The sequence below is a fragment of the Mesorhizobium sp. M0052 genome (assembly GCF_040323255.1).
GTDB lineage: Bacteria > Pseudomonadota > Alphaproteobacteria > Rhizobiales > Rhizobiaceae > Mesorhizobium.
This window is the reverse complement of record NZ_JAMYUS010000015.1, coordinates 25,194-38,818: the sequence shown is the minus strand read 5'-3', so window position 1 is coordinate 38,818 and position 13,625 is coordinate 25,194. Positions and strand designations below refer to the sequence as shown.

18 protein-coding genes are annotated in these 13,625 nt (G+C 63.2%); 9 read left to right on the top strand and 9 right to left on the bottom strand.

The window, feature by feature from the left end; translation table 11 throughout:
* Positions 1-91 precede the first annotated feature (91 nt).
* Both NKJ77_RS20410 and NKJ77_RS20405 read right to left on the bottom strand, forming a co-directional pair.
* Positions 92-514 (bottom strand): DUF6163 family protein, encoded by a 423-nt coding sequence (locus NKJ77_RS20410; protein ID WP_023682398.1) that lies wholly within the window; start codon positions 512-514, stop codon positions 92-94.
* Positions 511-1,548 (bottom strand): enoyl-CoA hydratase/isomerase family protein, encoded by a 1,038-nt coding sequence (locus NKJ77_RS20405; RefSeq protein ID WP_352535645.1) that lies wholly within the window; start codon positions 1,546-1,548, stop codon positions 511-513. Before NKJ77_RS20405 ends, NKJ77_RS20410 begins: the two co-directional genes overlap by 4 nt.
* A gap of 179 nt (positions 1,549-1,727) precedes the next feature.
* On the opposite strand from NKJ77_RS20405, the gene NKJ77_RS20400 reads away from it, so the two are divergent.
* Together NKJ77_RS20400 and hemB are read left to right on the top strand one after the other, a co-directional pair.
* Positions 1,728-2,234 (top strand): pyridoxamine 5'-phosphate oxidase family protein, encoded by a 507-nt coding sequence (locus NKJ77_RS20400; protein WP_352535644.1) that lies wholly within the window; start codon positions 1,728-1,730, stop codon positions 2,232-2,234.
* Between the two features lie 88 nt (positions 2,235-2,322).
* Complete coding sequence (gene hemB / locus NKJ77_RS20395) at positions 2,323-3,378, top strand: porphobilinogen synthase (RefSeq protein WP_352535643.1); 1,056 nt, start codon at positions 2,323-2,325, stop codon at positions 3,376-3,378.
* Between the two features lie 34 nt (positions 3,379-3,412).
* Here the strand turns inward: hemB and NKJ77_RS20390 are convergent, their stop codons facing one another.
* A complete protein-coding gene (locus NKJ77_RS20390; protein WP_023673003.1) occupies positions 3,413-3,739 on the bottom strand; it encodes a DUF1330 domain-containing protein in 327 nt (108 codons plus the stop codon).
* A gap of 176 nt (positions 3,740-3,915) precedes the next feature.
* Here NKJ77_RS20390 and NKJ77_RS20385 point away from each other — a divergent pair, with 176 nt between their 5' ends.
* Together NKJ77_RS20385 and NKJ77_RS20380 are read left to right on the top strand one after the other, a co-directional pair.
* Entirely contained in the window at positions 3,916-4,611 is a 696-nt protein-coding gene (locus NKJ77_RS20385; protein WP_352535642.1) for a winged helix-turn-helix transcriptional regulator, read from the top strand.
* A gap of 109 nt (positions 4,612-4,720) precedes the next feature.
* Complete coding sequence (locus NKJ77_RS20380; protein ID WP_023689515.1) at positions 4,721-5,365, top strand: dihydrofolate reductase family protein; 645 nt, start codon at positions 4,721-4,723, stop codon at positions 5,363-5,365.
* Positions 5,366-5,554: 189 nt separating this feature from the next.
* On the opposite strand, the gene ppk2 is transcribed toward NKJ77_RS20380, so the two are convergent.
* Positions 5,555-6,475, bottom strand: coding sequence for a polyphosphate kinase 2 (ppk2, locus tag NKJ77_RS20375; protein WP_023689516.1), 921 nt, complete (start codon positions 6,473-6,475; stop codon positions 5,555-5,557).
* A 242-nt stretch (positions 6,476-6,717) separates the two neighbouring features.
* Between ppk2 and NKJ77_RS20370 the strand changes: the two genes are divergently transcribed.
* Positions 6,718-7,761 carry an aldo/keto reductase gene (locus NKJ77_RS20370; protein WP_023700559.1) on the top strand — a complete coding sequence of 348 codons (1,044 nt, stop codon included), beginning with the start codon at positions 6,718-6,720 and terminating at the stop codon, positions 7,759-7,761.
* A gap of 20 nt (positions 7,762-7,781) precedes the next feature.
* Here NKJ77_RS20370 and NKJ77_RS20365 read toward each other — a convergent pair whose 3' ends face one another.
* Positions 7,782-8,753, bottom strand: a complete 972-nt coding sequence (locus NKJ77_RS20365) for a glycosyl transferase family 90 (protein WP_023753659.1) — start codon at positions 8,751-8,753, stop codon at positions 7,782-7,784.
* Between the two features lie 178 nt (positions 8,754-8,931).
* On the opposite strand from NKJ77_RS20365, the gene NKJ77_RS20360 reads away from it, so the two are divergent.
* A complete protein-coding gene (locus tag NKJ77_RS20360; protein WP_023673009.1) occupies positions 8,932-9,090 on the top strand; it encodes a hypothetical protein in 159 nt (52 codons plus the stop codon).
* Between the two features lie 72 nt (positions 9,091-9,162).
* On the opposite strand, the gene NKJ77_RS20355 is transcribed toward NKJ77_RS20360, so the two are convergent.
* Both NKJ77_RS20355 and NKJ77_RS20350 read right to left on the bottom strand, forming a co-directional pair.
* A complete protein-coding gene (locus NKJ77_RS20355; protein WP_245259900.1) occupies positions 9,163-9,396 on the bottom strand; it encodes a DUF982 domain-containing protein in 234 nt (77 codons plus the stop codon).
* A gap of 109 nt (positions 9,397-9,505) precedes the next feature.
* Entirely contained in the window at positions 9,506-10,171 is a 666-nt protein-coding gene (locus tag NKJ77_RS20350; protein WP_023742859.1) for a GntR family transcriptional regulator, read from the bottom strand.
* Between the two features lie 150 nt (positions 10,172-10,321).
* Between NKJ77_RS20350 and NKJ77_RS20345 the strand changes: the two genes are divergently transcribed.
* Entirely contained in the window at positions 10,322-11,587 is a 1,266-nt protein-coding gene (locus tag NKJ77_RS20345; protein ID WP_023831601.1) for a multidrug efflux MFS transporter, read from the top strand.
* Between the two features lie 43 nt (positions 11,588-11,630).
* Positions 11,631-12,005 (top strand): DUF423 domain-containing protein, encoded by a 375-nt coding sequence (locus tag NKJ77_RS20340; RefSeq protein WP_023831600.1) that lies wholly within the window; start codon positions 11,631-11,633, stop codon positions 12,003-12,005.
* A 36-nt stretch (positions 12,006-12,041) separates the two neighbouring features.
* Here the strand turns inward: NKJ77_RS20340 and NKJ77_RS20335 are convergent, their stop codons facing one another.
* Positions 12,042-12,185 carry a hypothetical protein gene (locus NKJ77_RS20335; protein WP_023697463.1) on the bottom strand — a complete coding sequence of 48 codons (144 nt, stop codon included), beginning with the start codon at positions 12,183-12,185 and terminating at the stop codon, positions 12,042-12,044.
* A 63-nt stretch (positions 12,186-12,248) separates the two neighbouring features.
* Positions 12,249-12,392, bottom strand: coding sequence for a hypothetical protein (locus NKJ77_RS20330; RefSeq protein WP_023673015.1), 144 nt, complete (start codon positions 12,390-12,392; stop codon positions 12,249-12,251).
* A 146-nt stretch (positions 12,393-12,538) separates the two neighbouring features.
* Between NKJ77_RS20330 and NKJ77_RS20325 the strand changes: the two genes are divergently transcribed.
* Positions 12,539-13,621 carry a LacI family DNA-binding transcriptional regulator gene (locus NKJ77_RS20325; protein ID WP_023682412.1) on the top strand — a complete coding sequence of 361 codons (1,083 nt, stop codon included), beginning with the start codon at positions 12,539-12,541 and terminating at the stop codon, positions 13,619-13,621.
* The last annotated feature ends 4 nt before the right edge of the window (positions 13,622-13,625 follow it).

The following is a 13,625-nucleotide window of genomic DNA, read 5'->3' as shown; positions in this document are numbered from 1 at the left end:
CGGTAATAGGTTTCGCAAGACGCTTAATGAACGGTCACCCGAGCAAGGATAATTAACCTAAAGATTTACCCAATGGCTGCGGGGCGGCGTTTCAGGCGCGCGCGGGGCGCTTGCGCATCCAGATAACGACGCGGAAGGCGATGTAGAGCAGCGCCACCGCGGCATGCGAGAAGACGATCAGCGGCCGGTGGCCGTACAGATCGGGGAAGCCGGCATACATGATGGTCTCGGTCACCGCGCAGATGAACCAGATCACCGGGCCCCACGACGCCAGCATCCAGAGGCCGGCGGCGGCGAAGGGGAAGAACACGGCCAGCATCACCGCCACGACCTGCCAGTGCACCGGCATCAGGTCGAAGCGCCACAGCGGGCCGGGATAAAAGCCGATCAGCCGGATCCAGTACAGGATGCCGAACAGCAGGCAATATCCCGCTATGACGCGCTGGAACCAGGCGAAGATGATCTCGACACCCGAGGGCTGCAGCACGATGCGCCGCGACGTGACCTCGCTCACAGTTCGAGCTCCCGTTCGAGCGGCGCGAAATAGGCGTCCACCGAAGCAGCGTCGACCTCGGCCAGGCTTGCCGGCCGCCACTGCGGCGTCGAACCCTTGTCGACGAGGACGGCGCGGATGCCTTCATAGAAGTCCTGCCCGGCCAGCATGCGGTTGAGGATGCGGAACTCCATCTTCATGCAGGCTTCCATCGACAGCGTCAGCCCGGCGCTGATCTGGCGCCAGGCGACATTGAGGCTGGTGGGCGAGCGGGTGCGGATGGTGGCCAGCGTCTTGGCGGCAAACTCGTCGGCGCCGGCCGCCCGCTCCAGGCTATCGAGGATTTCGGCGAGCGAGGGTTGGGAAAAATGCCGGGCAATGGCTTCTAGCACCGGCTGGCCGGTCTCGCGCCTGGCCGGCACGAAAAAGCCGCGCAGCACCGATTCCGGATCGCCATTGGCGCAGAGCCGGTCAAGAAAGGCAGCCTGGTCAGCGGCCTTGATGGTGTGGGTGGCCAGGCCAGACCACAGCGCATCGCCATAGCGAATGCGGTTGCCGGTCAGCGCCAGATACATGCCGAAGCTGCCGCCAAGGTCGGGCAGAAGATGGCTGCCGCCGACATCGGGGAAGAAACCGATGCCGACTTCGGGCATGGCGAACTGGGCGTTCTCGGTCAGCACGCGCTGCGAGCCGTGGAACGAGATGCCGACGCCGCCGCCCATCACGATCCCGTCGATCAGCGCGACATAGGGCTTTTTGTAACTGTTGATGCGGGCGTTGAGCCGGTATTCGTCGGCGAAGAACTCGACCGGCGGCTTCACGGCGCGGGCCTCGTAGACGTGCATGATGTCGCCGCCGGCGCAAAACGCCCTGCCCTCGGCCTTGACGATGACGACATCGACGCCGGTATCGCGTTCAAAAGCGTCGAGCGCCTTGTCCAGCGCCTTGATCATGCGATGTGTCAGCGCATTGAGCGCCTGCGGCCGCGTCAGCGTGACGACGCCTGCCTTGCCCAACCGTTCGAAGCGGATCTCGTCGCCGCCGCCAAAATCCATCGTCAGAGAATCCCTCCCCGCGCCTGCGGGACTGAAGTGCTAAAGGTGGCGCATGGGTGCGTCAACCGGCGGGTGCGGTTTGGATTTTCGCAAGGCAACGCGACCGTGCTTTGCCCCCGGCAGAAATGCGCGCAAAATTGCCGGGCAAAACAGCCTTTCTTCTGATGCAGGGACAACGCATGACGCTTGAAACCGCGGCGCCGAACCGTAGCTGGGGGATGCCGAAAAAGTTCGACCCGGATGATGTTCTCAGCCGCCCGCTGATGGCCAATCTGGCGACCGTGACCGCTGACGGCGCGCCGCGCAACGCGCCGATATGGTTCATCTGGGAGGACGCTGCGATCTGGCTGCTCGGCTCGACCGGGGCAAGTGCTGTCAAACACCTCGAACGCGACCCGCGCTGCGCCGTGGAGATCGTCCATTTCGACAATGAGGCCGGCATCCTGCTGCATCTCGGCCTGCGCGGCTCCGCCACCATCGAGCCGATGGCGCCGAACCGCTTCAAACGGCTGCTGCACAAATATCTCGGCCCGGAGGCGACCTGGAACCGCTGGTTCATCGACAATGTCGCCGACATCGGCCATCCGGACGGGCGCCTGATCCGGCTTGCCCCGAAGAGCATCTTCACCAACAATGTGTCGTTCTCCAAAACCGGCCCCGAGCTGGCGTGGCCGCCGAAGCCGTAAGCAGCGCGTTATCGACTGGCACAATCGTGTCGCATTGGTCAGCGGCAAGGCCTCGTGGTAAAAGCCGCCTCGACCCGGAGTTTTTGCGATGAACAAATTCACCCCCGCGACGAGCAACAAATTCGCGCCGGCAAAGCCCGGCGGTGCGCGCAGCGTCGACGAGATCACCGGCAGCCGCCGCTTGCGGCGCATGCGCAAGGCCGACTGGTCGCGCCGCCTGGTGCAGGAAAACCGGCTTACGGTGAACGATCTGATCTGGCCGATCTTCGTGATCGACGGCAAGAACACGCGCGAGCCGATCGCCGCCATGCCCGGCGTATTCCGCCTGTCGCTGGACCTCGCCGTCAAGGAGGCCGAGCGGGCCGCTAAGCTCGGCATTCCGGCGATCGCCACCTTCCCCAATGTTGAACTCAGCCTGCGCGACCTGACGGGATCGCACATCCTCGACCCGGAAAACATCGTCAACCGCGCCACCCGCGCCATCAAGGACGCGGTGCCGGAGATCGGCATCATCACCGATGCCGCGCTCGATCCGTTCACCTCGCACGGCCATGACGGCATCTTGCGCGACGGCATCATCGTCAATGACGAGACGGTGGAACAGGTGACCGCCGCGGCCGTCATCCAGGCGGCGGCCGGCGCCGACATCATCGCGCCGTCCGACATGATGGACGGCCGCATCGGCGCCATTCGCGACGCACTCGACGCCAACGGTTTTTCGGATGTGGCGATCATGTCCTATGCGACGAAATTCGCCTCCGCCTTCTATGGCCCCTACCGCGAGGCGGTCGGCACCGCCGGCCTGCTCAAGGGCGACAAAAAGACCTATTATCTCGACCACGCCAATTCCGACGAAGCGGTGCGCGAGGCCGAGCAGGACCTCGCCGAGGGCGCCGACATGCTGATGGTCAAGCCTGGCCTGCCCTATCTCGACATTATCCGGCGGCTGAAGGACGAGTTCCAGATGCCGACCTTCGCCTACCAGGTTTCGGGCGAATATTCGATGATCAAGGCGGCGGCCGCCAATGGCTGGATCGACGGCGAAAAGGCGATGCTGGAATCGCTGCTCGCCTTCAAGCGCGCCGGCTGCGACGGCATCCTGACTTACTTCGCGCCGGAAGTGGCGCAGATGCTGAAGGGTTAGCCGGAACCTGGATGCTCCGGGTTCCGGCTTTTCCTCACGCCTTTGGCAAATAAGGAATCGTTCCGGCGAGATCGGTATCGTCGATCAGCTGGAAGCGGCTGTCGCTGCCCTTCCGGCGCTCCGCCACAAACGGAGCGTATTGCGGATCGTTGGTGAAGGCTTCGGCTGCCTTTGCCGACGGAAACGCCATGATGGCGATCAGGCTGGTGTCGAGCGGCTTGCCCTCCAGCGTCTTCACATTGCCGCTGCGGGCGAGATACTTGCCGCCATGCTTGTGGACGAGGTCATGCACCGAAGCGGCATAGGCCGGCACCCATTTGTCGTCCTTCACCTTGATGTCTGCGATCACGTAAGCGGTCATTGTCCAACTCCTCATGGATCGGCACCGGACTGCCCGGTGACGTGACCGCTGCCTCGCATGGCGGCGCCGGACCGCTCCAGTCACAGAACTGTACCGGGGGTGCCAGTACAGCTTCTGTACTGGCTGAACTCAGGTTTTCTGAATAAGGTCCGGCAACATCTTTTGGAGCTCACCACATGACACAAGCCGGTTACAAGCAATTCTGCCCGCTCTCCATGGCCGCCGAGCTGCTCTGCACACGCTGGACCATGGTGCTGCTGCGCGAACTGGTGGCGGGATCGACCCGCTTCAACGATTTGCGCCGCGGCGTGCCGAAAATGTCGCCAACCCTTCTGTCGCAACGGCTCAAGGACCTCGAGGCCGGCGGCATCGTCGAGCGGACCGAGATCGCGACCGAGAAGGGCGTGTTCGAATACCGGCTGACCGAGGCGGGCCGGGATTTGCGCCCGGTTGTCGAGGCGATGGGGTTTTGGGGCCAGAAATGGGTCGAGGCCAGGCTGTCGCTCAAAAACCTCGATCCGTCGCTGCTGATGTGGGACATGCGGCGCAATCTGAACCCCAATCCGCTGCCGGACGGGCGCACCGTGATACAATTCCTGTACCATGACCTGCCGGCGTCAAAACGATCGTGGTGGCTGATCGTCGAAAAGCAGGGCGAGGTCGATCTTTGCTGGTACGATCCGGGCTTCGACGTCGATCTCTACGTCTCGACCGATCTGTGCACCATGACCTCGATCTGGATGGGGCTGACGACAGTTCACAAGGAACGCGACAAGATCAGCCTGACCGGCGATCTCGACGTCGCCGGCAAGATGCAGATCTGGCTTGGGCTCAGCCCGTTTGCGGTGATGCCGAAGCGCGTGGCGGCTTGAGTCCCTGCGCATTCCACAGATCGGTTTGCCTCTAAAAATACTAGTTGCAAAATGCAATCAGTTTGAGTACTGATTGCAAATCACAACTGGTCACCAAAGGGAGTCTTCCATGTCCAAACTGCGCGTCAATGCCTTCACCTTGTCGCTCGACGGTTTCGGCGCCGGTCCTGACCAGGACCTGCAAAATCCGCTCGGCGTTGGTGGCGAAGATCTGCACAAATGGATGACCGGCACCCGCACCTTCCACGAGATGGTCGGCAAGGATGGCGGCAGCACCGATGTGGACGACCGGTTCACCGTCCGCAGCTTCGACAATGTCGGCGCCTGGATCCTCGGCCGCAACATGTTCGGCCCGATCCGCGGCGAATGGCCGGATGAGAACTGGAAGGGCTGGTGGGGCAACAACCCGCCCTATCACGTGCCGACCTTCGTGCTGACCCATCACAAGCGCGACCCCATTGTGATGGAAGGCGGCACCATTTTCCGCTTCGTTACCGGCGGCATCCACGCCGCGCTCGAACAAGCAAAGGCTGCGGCCGGCGGCAAGGATGTCCGCGTCGGCGGCGGCGTTTCCACTATCCGGCAATATCTCAAGGAGAAGCTCATCGACGAGTTGCATCTGGCTGTGTCGCCAGTGTTGCTCGGGAGGGGCGAGAGCCTGTTTGCCGGGCTGGATATGCTGAAGCTGGGTTACCAGTGCACCGAGCAGGTGGCCACGGCGCTCGCCACGCATGTGACGATCAAGCGGGTATAGTGGCGAAGTAACAGGCGCAGGCTTCTTTCTCCCCGTTTTGCGGGGAGAAATGCCCGGCAGGCAATGAGGGGCAGCGCTGCTTTTGGAGGTTAGCAGCGTCCGACGGCTGTGAATTCGTCGATGCCGGCGCTGCCCCTCATCCGCCCTTCAGGCACCTTCTCCCCGTGAAACGGGGAGAAGGAAAAGTGCTCAATACTTCTCCGGCACGTAAAGCTCGCGCGGCAGGACCTGGCGCTCGTACTCCGGGTTGAACACCCGCTCGGGCAGCGTGATTTCTTCGTGCGGCACGTCCTCATAGGGCAGCTGTTTGAGGAGATGGTCGATGCAGTTCAGCCGCGCCCGCTTCTTGTCGTTGCCTTCGACGATGTACCACGGTGCCTCTGGGATGTTGGTGCGGGCAAACGTCTCTTCCTTGGCCTTGGTGTACTGCTCCCAGCGCACGCGCGACTGCAGGTCCATCGGCGACAGCTTCCACTGCTTCATCGGATCGTGGATGCGCATCATGAAGCGCATCTGCTGTTCCTCGTCGGTGATCGAGAACCAGTATTTGACCAGCGTGACGCCGGAGCGGACCAGCATGCGTTCGAACTCCGGCACATCGCGGAAGAACTCTTCGACCTGATCGGGTTCGGCAAAGCCCATCACCCGCTCGACGCCGGAGCGGTTGTACCAGGAGCGGTCGAACAGCACGATCTCGCCGCCGGCCGGCAGATGCGGCACGTAGCGCTGGAAATACCATTGTGACTTTTCGCGCTCGGTCGGCGCCGGCAGCGCCACGACGCGGCAGATGCGCGGGTTGAGGCGCTGGGTGATGCGCTTGATGACGCCGCCCTTGCCGGCGGAATCACGGCCCTCGAAAACCACCACCAGCTTCTTCTTGTGGTAGGCAACCCAGGACTGCAGCTTGATCAGTTCCGACTGCAAGCCGATCAGGTCGCGGAAATACTGCATGCGATCGATCGACGGCGGATGCGCGTTCTTGTAGATCTTGGCGATCTCCAGCGACAGCGCCGGCTCCGAGATTTCCAGCTCATAGTCCTCATCGAGCGTGTCGGCGAGTTCGGCTTCCAGCCAATCCCTGGCCGCAGAATTCTGCTTTAGCTCATTCATTTCCACTGCTCCGCTTGCCGGCTGACATGAAACCCTGAGCCGACTTGATATAGGCCGGCAATGACGGTTTTATTGCAAGCCGCCGGCCAGCCGGTCATCACTGCAAACCAGCGAGCATTGCCGATCCATCGCCCTGGGATGGGACAAGCCGCTCAAATTGTCCTACAAATGGCGGACCCGTTCGGGCTTCCCCGCCCTTTCCTGCTAAAACCACCTCCCCACCAAAACTACGAGGATCTGACATGGAATACCGCACGCTTGGCCGTTCCGGCTTGAAAGTTTCGGCGCTGACCTTGGGAACCATGACCTTCGGCGGCAGCGGGCCGTTCGCTGCCGTCGGCAATTCCGATCTCGCGGAGGCCTCGCGCATCATCGACACTTGCATCGATGCCGGCATCAATCTCATCGACACCGCCAATGTCTATTCCAACGGTCTGTCGGAAGAGATCATCGGCGAGGCGCTCGGCGGCAAGCGCAAGAACGACGTGCTGATCGCCTCCAAGGCGCGCATGCGGATCGGCAAGGGCCCCAATGACGAAGGCCTGTCGCGCCATCATCTGATCCGCGAATGCGAGAAGAGCCTGAAGCGCCTCAGGACCGATGTCATCGACATCTATTTCCTGCACGAATGGGACGGCGCGACACCGCTCGAGGAAACCATCTCCGCGCTCGACACGCTGGTTGCCCAGGGCAAAATCCGCTATGTCGGCTGCTCCAACTATTCCGGCTGGCAGGTCATGAAGGCGCTCGGCATCAGCGACAGCCAGCACCAGCCGCGTTTCGTCACCCAGCAGATCCACTACACGCTGGAAGCACGCGAGGCCGAGTATGAGCTCTTGCCGATCTCGGTCGACCAGGGCCTTGGCGTGCTGGTGTGGAGCCCGCTCGCCGGCGGCCTGCTGTCGGGCAAATACCGCCGCGACAGTCCGACGGCGCGCCAGATCGGCGGCTGGTCGGAACCGCCGATCCGCGACGAGGGCCGGCTGTGGCGGATCGTCGACGTGCTGGTCGACATCGGCGCCACTCGCGGCGTCTCGGCGGCCCAGGTGGCGCTGGCTTGGCTGCTTGGCCGGCCGGCCGTCAGTTCGCTGGTGATCGGCGCACGCAACGAGGCCCAGTTGAAAGACAATCTCGCCGCGGCAAGCCTGACGCTGTCCTTTGATGAACGCCAGCGTCTCGATGCCGTCAGCCGGCCGCCGGTGCTCTATCCCTACTGGCACCAGCAGTTTACGGCGAAGGACCGCTTCGGCCCGGCCGATCTGGTTATGGACCGCAGCGTCATCTGACTTAAGGGCGCCGGAAGCCGCTAGCCCGCGATAAACCGCCAGACCTGCGGATCGGGCTCGATCTGGCCGCTGAGCACGAAATATTTGTAGAGCACGAGCAGGCAGATCGCCTGCTCGGCCCGCTCGTCGGCGAATTTGCGGCAATAGGCGTTGGCCGCCGCAACGATGCGCTGGGCCTCGGCCGGATGCTGCTCGAGATGATGCACCCGCTCGGCCAGATCGCTGAAGTCGGGCGCCAGCGGCACATAATGGACATCGGGCTCGAGCTGCCCCTCGGCGAACCAGGTCTCGTAAGTCGGCAGCGGCATCAGGCAGAGCGAGTTCGAGCTCATGATCCATTTCAGATTGGTCGCGACATCATTGCCTTCGAGCGAGATGATGTAGCGGTAGCGGCGCTGCTGATCGATGCTGAGATAGGGCTTGCGGTATTCCGCAGGTGCTGTCGCCCTCGGCGTGCCGACATCGCAGAACGGCAGATTGCGGGCTGCATCCAGCAACAAGGTGCGGATCGGATTGTTGAGTTCGCCGCGCCAAACGACGAGCGGATGCTTGTCGGCGAAGGCGACATCGTCGGCCGGCATGTAGAAATGACGGAACTTGTTCAGCTTGAACAGGACGCCGTTGCCGTTGTCGCCCGCTATCGGCCGATCCTTGACGATCGACGGCATCTTCGGCACTTCGATGACGTCGCCGAATTCCAGGTCGATGCGCAGATCTGGGTCGAAATAACGGGTGAACTCCTTCAGATCGTAATAGTACATGCTGCGGTCCGACGGCAGCCGGCTGACCGGCACGGCCTCGGGGCTGGGGCTAAAAGGCTCCCGCAGCGTGTTGTAGTAATTGAGCCGCTGGCGGACCGATGCGTCGGAAAGCCTGGCCTGATCGAGCAGCCGGCCGAGCCGGCGCCGGAAAAGAACCGGCGGCGCGATGTCGCGCATGGCGTTGCGCGCATAGTAGATCAGCTTCTGTGCGTTTCTTTGAAGCGTGGCCATCGGTCGTTTTGATTCGAAATCGGTCGGCGGCGGCTCCAGCAACTGTCCCGCAGCCTTTTCTAAACCATTGTGTTCGCCATCACGCAAGTCCAGAACCGCTGGCATCTGCCCTCGCGGCGCTGTTGTGTTTGCCGGCCAATGCTTCTAGGCAGGATCAGGCACAGCGAAAGGAAACGATATGGCTCGACCACCGAATTACGGTCAGGAACGCAAAGAGCGCGACCGGCAGAAGGCCGCCAAGAAGGCGGAGAAGCTCGCCGCCAAGGTCGCGGCCAAGGAGCGCGCCGAGCCTGAGAACGAGGCAAGTTCGAAAACCGACACCGAGACAGAAAAATAGGCAAGACAGGATCACCGGCCCGCGAAACGGGCCGGATCCTGGCAAAATGCCGGTCTGATCAGGCCGATGTGATCAGGCCGGGGCCTTGTCGCTGACGAAGACGTTGACCTCGCGCGCGGCGGCGATGAAGGCGCGTCTTGCAATCATCGCCGGCTTGTCGCCGGCCAGCGCGTCATGGCAGGCCTGCAGCGCTTCGCGGTGCTTGGGGCTGCGCTTGCCGGGCCAGCTGTTGAGCAGGTAATCGGAAGCCTCGCGCACCGTACGCAAGAGCTGAGTGCTTCCCTCCGTGCCCGACTTAACGGTCACGGGTGTTTCAAATCGGTTGTTTTCCATGGCCGCCTCTTACGCCATCGGCGTCCGCGAAGCGAGGCCGAAAGCGGATCGCGACGGCGTTCTTTCGTTTTCGTGACCAGTATCAAGCGGCGACGACGGCAAAACCCCTGGCGCGCAGGCCGCGCCGGTCATTGTGCAACGACGTCACCAGGCGGTCGCGGCTGCCGGCGATATGGGCCGAAAGTCGCGCCGCCGCCGCATCGGCATCGCCGGCCCGCACCGCCGCCAGAATGGCGTGATGCTCGCTCCAGGCGCGGCCAAGGGCCGCCTCGTCGCGCACCTCCAGCCAGCGCGCCCGCGACAGGCGCGTCATGGCATCGCGCACGGCCCGAAACAGGAACTCGTTGCCGGAGAGCCGCGCCAGTTCGATATGGAAATCCATGCCGACGCGGTGCCATTCCTCGCGCGGCGTGGCAGTGTCGCAGGAATCCAGCATCGCCTCGATGACATCGGCTGCGCTCCTGTCGGCCAGCGCCGAAGTCAGCCTGACCGCCGCGACCTCGACCGCTTCGCGGTACACAGCGATCTGTTCCAGTTCGGCAAGGTTGATCGGCGACACGGTCCAGCCGCGCCCGTCGCGGCAGATAAGCCCTTCCGTCTCCAGCCGCAGCAGGGCTGCCCTGACCGGCGTACGCGAGGCGCCGAAGCGGCTCTCGATCCAGCGCTCCGTCAGCCGCTCGCCAGGACCGACCTCGAGGCCAAGGATCATCTCGCGAAGCGCTTTTTCGACGATGTGCATCTGCGACATAGTTGCTTCCATTGCTGGCGATCGGCCTTGCCCGTTGGTCTTGCCGATCACATTGAGAGCGCCTGATTGACAGCAGCCGGGCTTTGCGTCCATGAGGGTACCAAGTTGGTATCCCAAAATGGTATCCGCAGCAAGCGGACAGGACAGGACATGCCGCAGGACAGTGCAGCGCGGGCCGCCGAAGCGCCTTCCACCTACAACATTCATTGGCGGCGCAACCTCTTCGTGTGCTTTGCCGGATCGTTCAGCACGCTTGTGGCGATGACGTTGCTGCTGCCGTTCCTGCCGCTCTATGTCGAACAGCTGGGCGCCGTGGGCCACGCGGCGATCGTGCAATGGTCCGGCATCGCTTTCGGCGCCACCTTCCTTGCCGCCGCCCTTGTCGCGCCACTGTGGGGACGGCTGGGTGACCGTTATGGCCGCAAGGTGATGCTGGTGCGCGCCAGTTTCGGCATGGCGATCTGCATGTCGCTGACCGGCATGGTGCAGACCGTCTGGCAATTGGTGCTTTTGCGCCTGTTGATCGGCTTTGCCGGCGGTTATTCCTCAGGCTCGACGATCCTTGTCGCCATGCAGACGCCGAAGGAGCGCTCCGGCTGGGCGCTTGGCGTGCTGTCGGCCGGCATCACCGCAGGCTCCCTGGTCGGCCCGTTGCTTGGCGGTGCGCTGCCGCCATTGATCGGTATTCGCGCTACCTTCCTCATCGCCGGCGGCGTCATTTTCCTGGCGGCGCTGGCGACGACGTTCCTGATAAAGGAGATGCCTCGCCCGCCAGTACAGGCAAAACGCGAGGAGAAACCAAAGGGCGGTTGGGCGCAGATCCCCGACAAACGCCCTGTCGTGGCCATGCTGGCGACCGGCATGCTGTTCACCTTCGCCAACATGTCGATCGAGCCGATCATCACCGTCTACGTCCAGCAACTGGTCGCGGACGCAAGCCGGGTGACCCTGGTCTCAGGTGTCGTCATGTCGGCGGCCGCACTCGGCGCCATCCTGTCGGCGTCACGGTTGGGCAAACTCGCCGACCGCATCGGCCACTGGAACGTCATCGTCGCATCGCTGGCCGTCTCGGCGCTGCTGTTGATACCGCAGGCCTTCGTCACCGAGAGCTGGCAGTTGGTCGGGCTGCGGTTCCTTATGGGTCTGGTGCTGGGCGGGCTGTTGCCCTGCATCACCAGCGTCATCCGCCACAATGTTCCCGATGGGGTCGGCGGCAATGTGCTGGGCCTGGCAATCTCGGCGCAATATGTCGGCCAGGTTGCGGGGCCGCTGCTGGGCGGCTTCGTCGGCGGCCATTTCGGCATGCGCGCGGTGTTTCTCGGCACGTCGTTGCTGATGGCGGGCGGTGCCGCGTATAATTGGCTGGCCCAGGCGCGCCGCACGCGCGACATGCTGGCGATATCGGAAAAATCCTGACAGACAGGTCGCGCCGCCTATCGTCAATCACGGAGCCCGAGACATGAGCATCGCCGAGTCAGCACCAGCAAACAGCGCGCGCATCCTCGTTTTCGCCGGCGGCATTGCCGGCGCGGCGGGCGTGGCGCTGTCGGCGGCTTCAGCGCATCTCGGCGGCGCGTTCGTCGGCACGGCCGCATCCTTCCTGCTCATGCATGCGCCGGTGTTTTTGGCCGTCGGCCTCGCCGGCGCAAGCCGGATCTTGCGGATCGGCAGCCTGGTGCTGCTCGTCGGGCTTGTTCTGTTCTGCGGCGATCTGCTGGCACGGGATTTCGTGGGATCGCGGCTGTTCCCGATGTCGGCGCCGATCGGCGGCACCTTGCTCATCGCGGGCTGGCTGGTGATCGCGGCCTCGGCGCTCGTGCGACAACGGACCTGACGGGGCAAGAACCCTGCCCCATCAAATATCGCAGATTTAATCCTGCCGGCTTTCCGGCAGCAGGTCGCGGTTGCGCTTGGCAGGCTTGGTCGGCCGCCGCCGTTGCGGCTGCTCCGTGGCAGGCGAGATACCCCAGTAATTGCGATAAATGTCTTCGAACAGATGTTTCACGGGATGCATGTTCGTTCTCCTCTTCAAGAACTTGAATCGATCCAATCAGCTGGCACGAAAATGTCTGGCCGATCAGCTGCGCTTGCGTTTCACAAGGTATTGCAGGTCACGCCTCCACGGCCCGACCTTGTCGCGGCGCCTGCGGGTGGCGGCGTCGGAGACTATGCCCCAATCATTGCCGTAGATGTCTTCGAACAGATAATTCACGGGATGCATGGCACCCTCCTCTTGAATCGATCCAAGTTGTACTTAATGAATCCCTTGGATCGATTCAAATATAGACCCTCTCCGCCGTCCGATCAAGGGAAAATTTGAACCGATCCAACGAAAGTGCTAAACAGGCTCCGGTTCAGGAGACGAAAATGACGGCATTGACCTCCGGCAAGACGAGACCAGTGCGGCTTGCCGACATCGCCAAGGCGGCCGGGGTCTCGCACGGTACCGCGTCCAACGTGTTCGCTCGCCCGGAGATCGTGCGCGAAGAGGTCCGCGAGCGGGTCAAGGCGGCGGCGGAAGCGATGGGCTATGCCGGCCCGGATCCCAAGGGCCGGCTGCTGCGCGCCGGCAAGGTCAACGCCATCGGCGTGGCAACGGCGGAACCATTGTCCTATTTCTTCGACGATCCCTTTGCCCGCGTCATGATGGCCAGCATTTCGCAGGCCTGCGACGCCACCGGCGCCGGAATTTCGCTGGTCTCGGCCGCCAACAGCGAGCAGCTCGCCTGGAACATCCAGAGCGCCCTGGTCGACGGCTTCATCGTGTTCTGCATCGAGGGTGGGTCGCGGCTGGTCGAACTGGCGCGCGAACGCAAACTGCCTTTCGTGGCGCTTGATCTCGATTCGGAAAATGAGGCGGTCGCTGCGATCGGCGTCGACAACGTCGCCGGCGCGGGTCTGGCGGCGCGCCATCTGGCCGAGTTCGGCCATCGCAGCTTTGCCGTCCTCGCCCTGGAATCTGCCGACGCTGGCTTTGGTCCCGTCACGCAGGAGCAAGTCGAGACGACATCCCTCTACTCGGGCACACGCGACCGTCTGCGTGGCTATTTCGGCGAGCTCTCCCGCTTCGGCATCGACGTCTCGCAAGTGCCAATCTACGAAACCCTCAATGACGAGGCGAGCGTGCGGGCCGGCCTCGATCATATTTTCGCGCTGCCGCAGACGCCGACGGCAATCCTGGCCATGTCGGACAAGATCGCGCTGCATGCGCTCGACTGGCTGCGCGAGCGTAACATTGCCGTGCCGGGCGATGTGTCAATCGTCGGCTTCGACGGCGTGCCGGAAGGCGCCGACTCCGAGCCGCCACTAACCACTGTCGCCCAGCCGATCGCCGAGATGGGCCGGCTGGCCGTCAAGGCGATCCTCGAAAATGACGGCTCGCAGCACCGGCAATTGCTGCCGGTCGATCTTGTGGTGCGGGGGTCGTCCGGCCCCTCGCCTGCTAGCTAGGCGG

Bases quoted from the DNA above. Each gene is read 5' to 3' on its own strand.
- NKJ77_RS20405 (WP_352535645.1), bottom strand. From the start codon at position 1,548: ATGGATTTTGGCGGCGGCGACGAGATCCGCTTCGAACGGTTGGGCAAG.
- NKJ77_RS20350 (WP_023742859.1), bottom strand. From the start codon at position 10,171: ATGTCGCAGATGCACATCGTCGAAAAAGCGCTTCGCGAGATGATCCTT.
- NKJ77_RS20360 (WP_023673009.1), top strand. From the start codon at position 8,932: ATGGCTCGACCACCGAATTACGGTCAGGAACGCAAAGAGCGCGACCGG.
- NKJ77_RS20385 (WP_352535642.1), top strand. From the start codon at position 3,916: ATGACACAAGCCGGTTACAAGCAATTCTGCCCGCTCTCCATGGCCGCC.
- NKJ77_RS20345 (WP_023831601.1), top strand. From the start codon at position 10,322: ATGCCGCAGGACAGTGCAGCGCGGGCCGCCGAAGCGCCTTCCACCTAC.
- NKJ77_RS20330 (WP_023673015.1), bottom strand. From the start codon at position 12,392: ATGCATCCCGTGAATTATCTGTTCGAAGACATCTACGGCAATGATTGG.
- NKJ77_RS20335 (WP_023697463.1), bottom strand. From the start codon at position 12,185: ATGCATCCCGTGAAACATCTGTTCGAAGACATTTATCGCAATTACTGG.
- NKJ77_RS20380 (WP_023689515.1), top strand. From the start codon at position 4,721: ATGTCCAAACTGCGCGTCAATGCCTTCACCTTGTCGCTCGACGGTTTC.
- NKJ77_RS20340 (WP_023831600.1), top strand. From the start codon at position 11,631: ATGAGCATCGCCGAGTCAGCACCAGCAAACAGCGCGCGCATCCTCGTT.
- hemB (WP_352535643.1), top strand. From the start codon at position 2,323: ATGAACAAATTCACCCCCGCGACGAGCAACAAATTCGCGCCGGCAAAG.
- NKJ77_RS20370 (WP_023700559.1), top strand. From the start codon at position 6,718: ATGGAATACCGCACGCTTGGCCGTTCCGGCTTGAAAGTTTCGGCGCTG.
- NKJ77_RS20325 (WP_023682412.1), top strand. From the start codon at position 12,539: ATGACGGCATTGACCTCCGGCAAGACGAGACCAGTGCGGCTTGCCGAC.
- NKJ77_RS20390 (WP_023673003.1), bottom strand. From the start codon at position 3,739: ATGACCGCTTACGTGATCGCAGACATCAAGGTGAAGGACGACAAATGG.
- NKJ77_RS20400 (WP_352535644.1), top strand. From the start codon at position 1,728: ATGACGCTTGAAACCGCGGCGCCGAACCGTAGCTGGGGGATGCCGAAA.
- ppk2 (WP_023689516.1), bottom strand. From the start codon at position 6,475: ATGAATGAGCTAAAGCAGAATTCTGCGGCCAGGGATTGGCTGGAAGCC.
- NKJ77_RS20365 (WP_023753659.1), bottom strand. From the start codon at position 8,753: ATGGCCACGCTTCAAAGAAACGCACAGAAGCTGATCTACTATGCGCGC.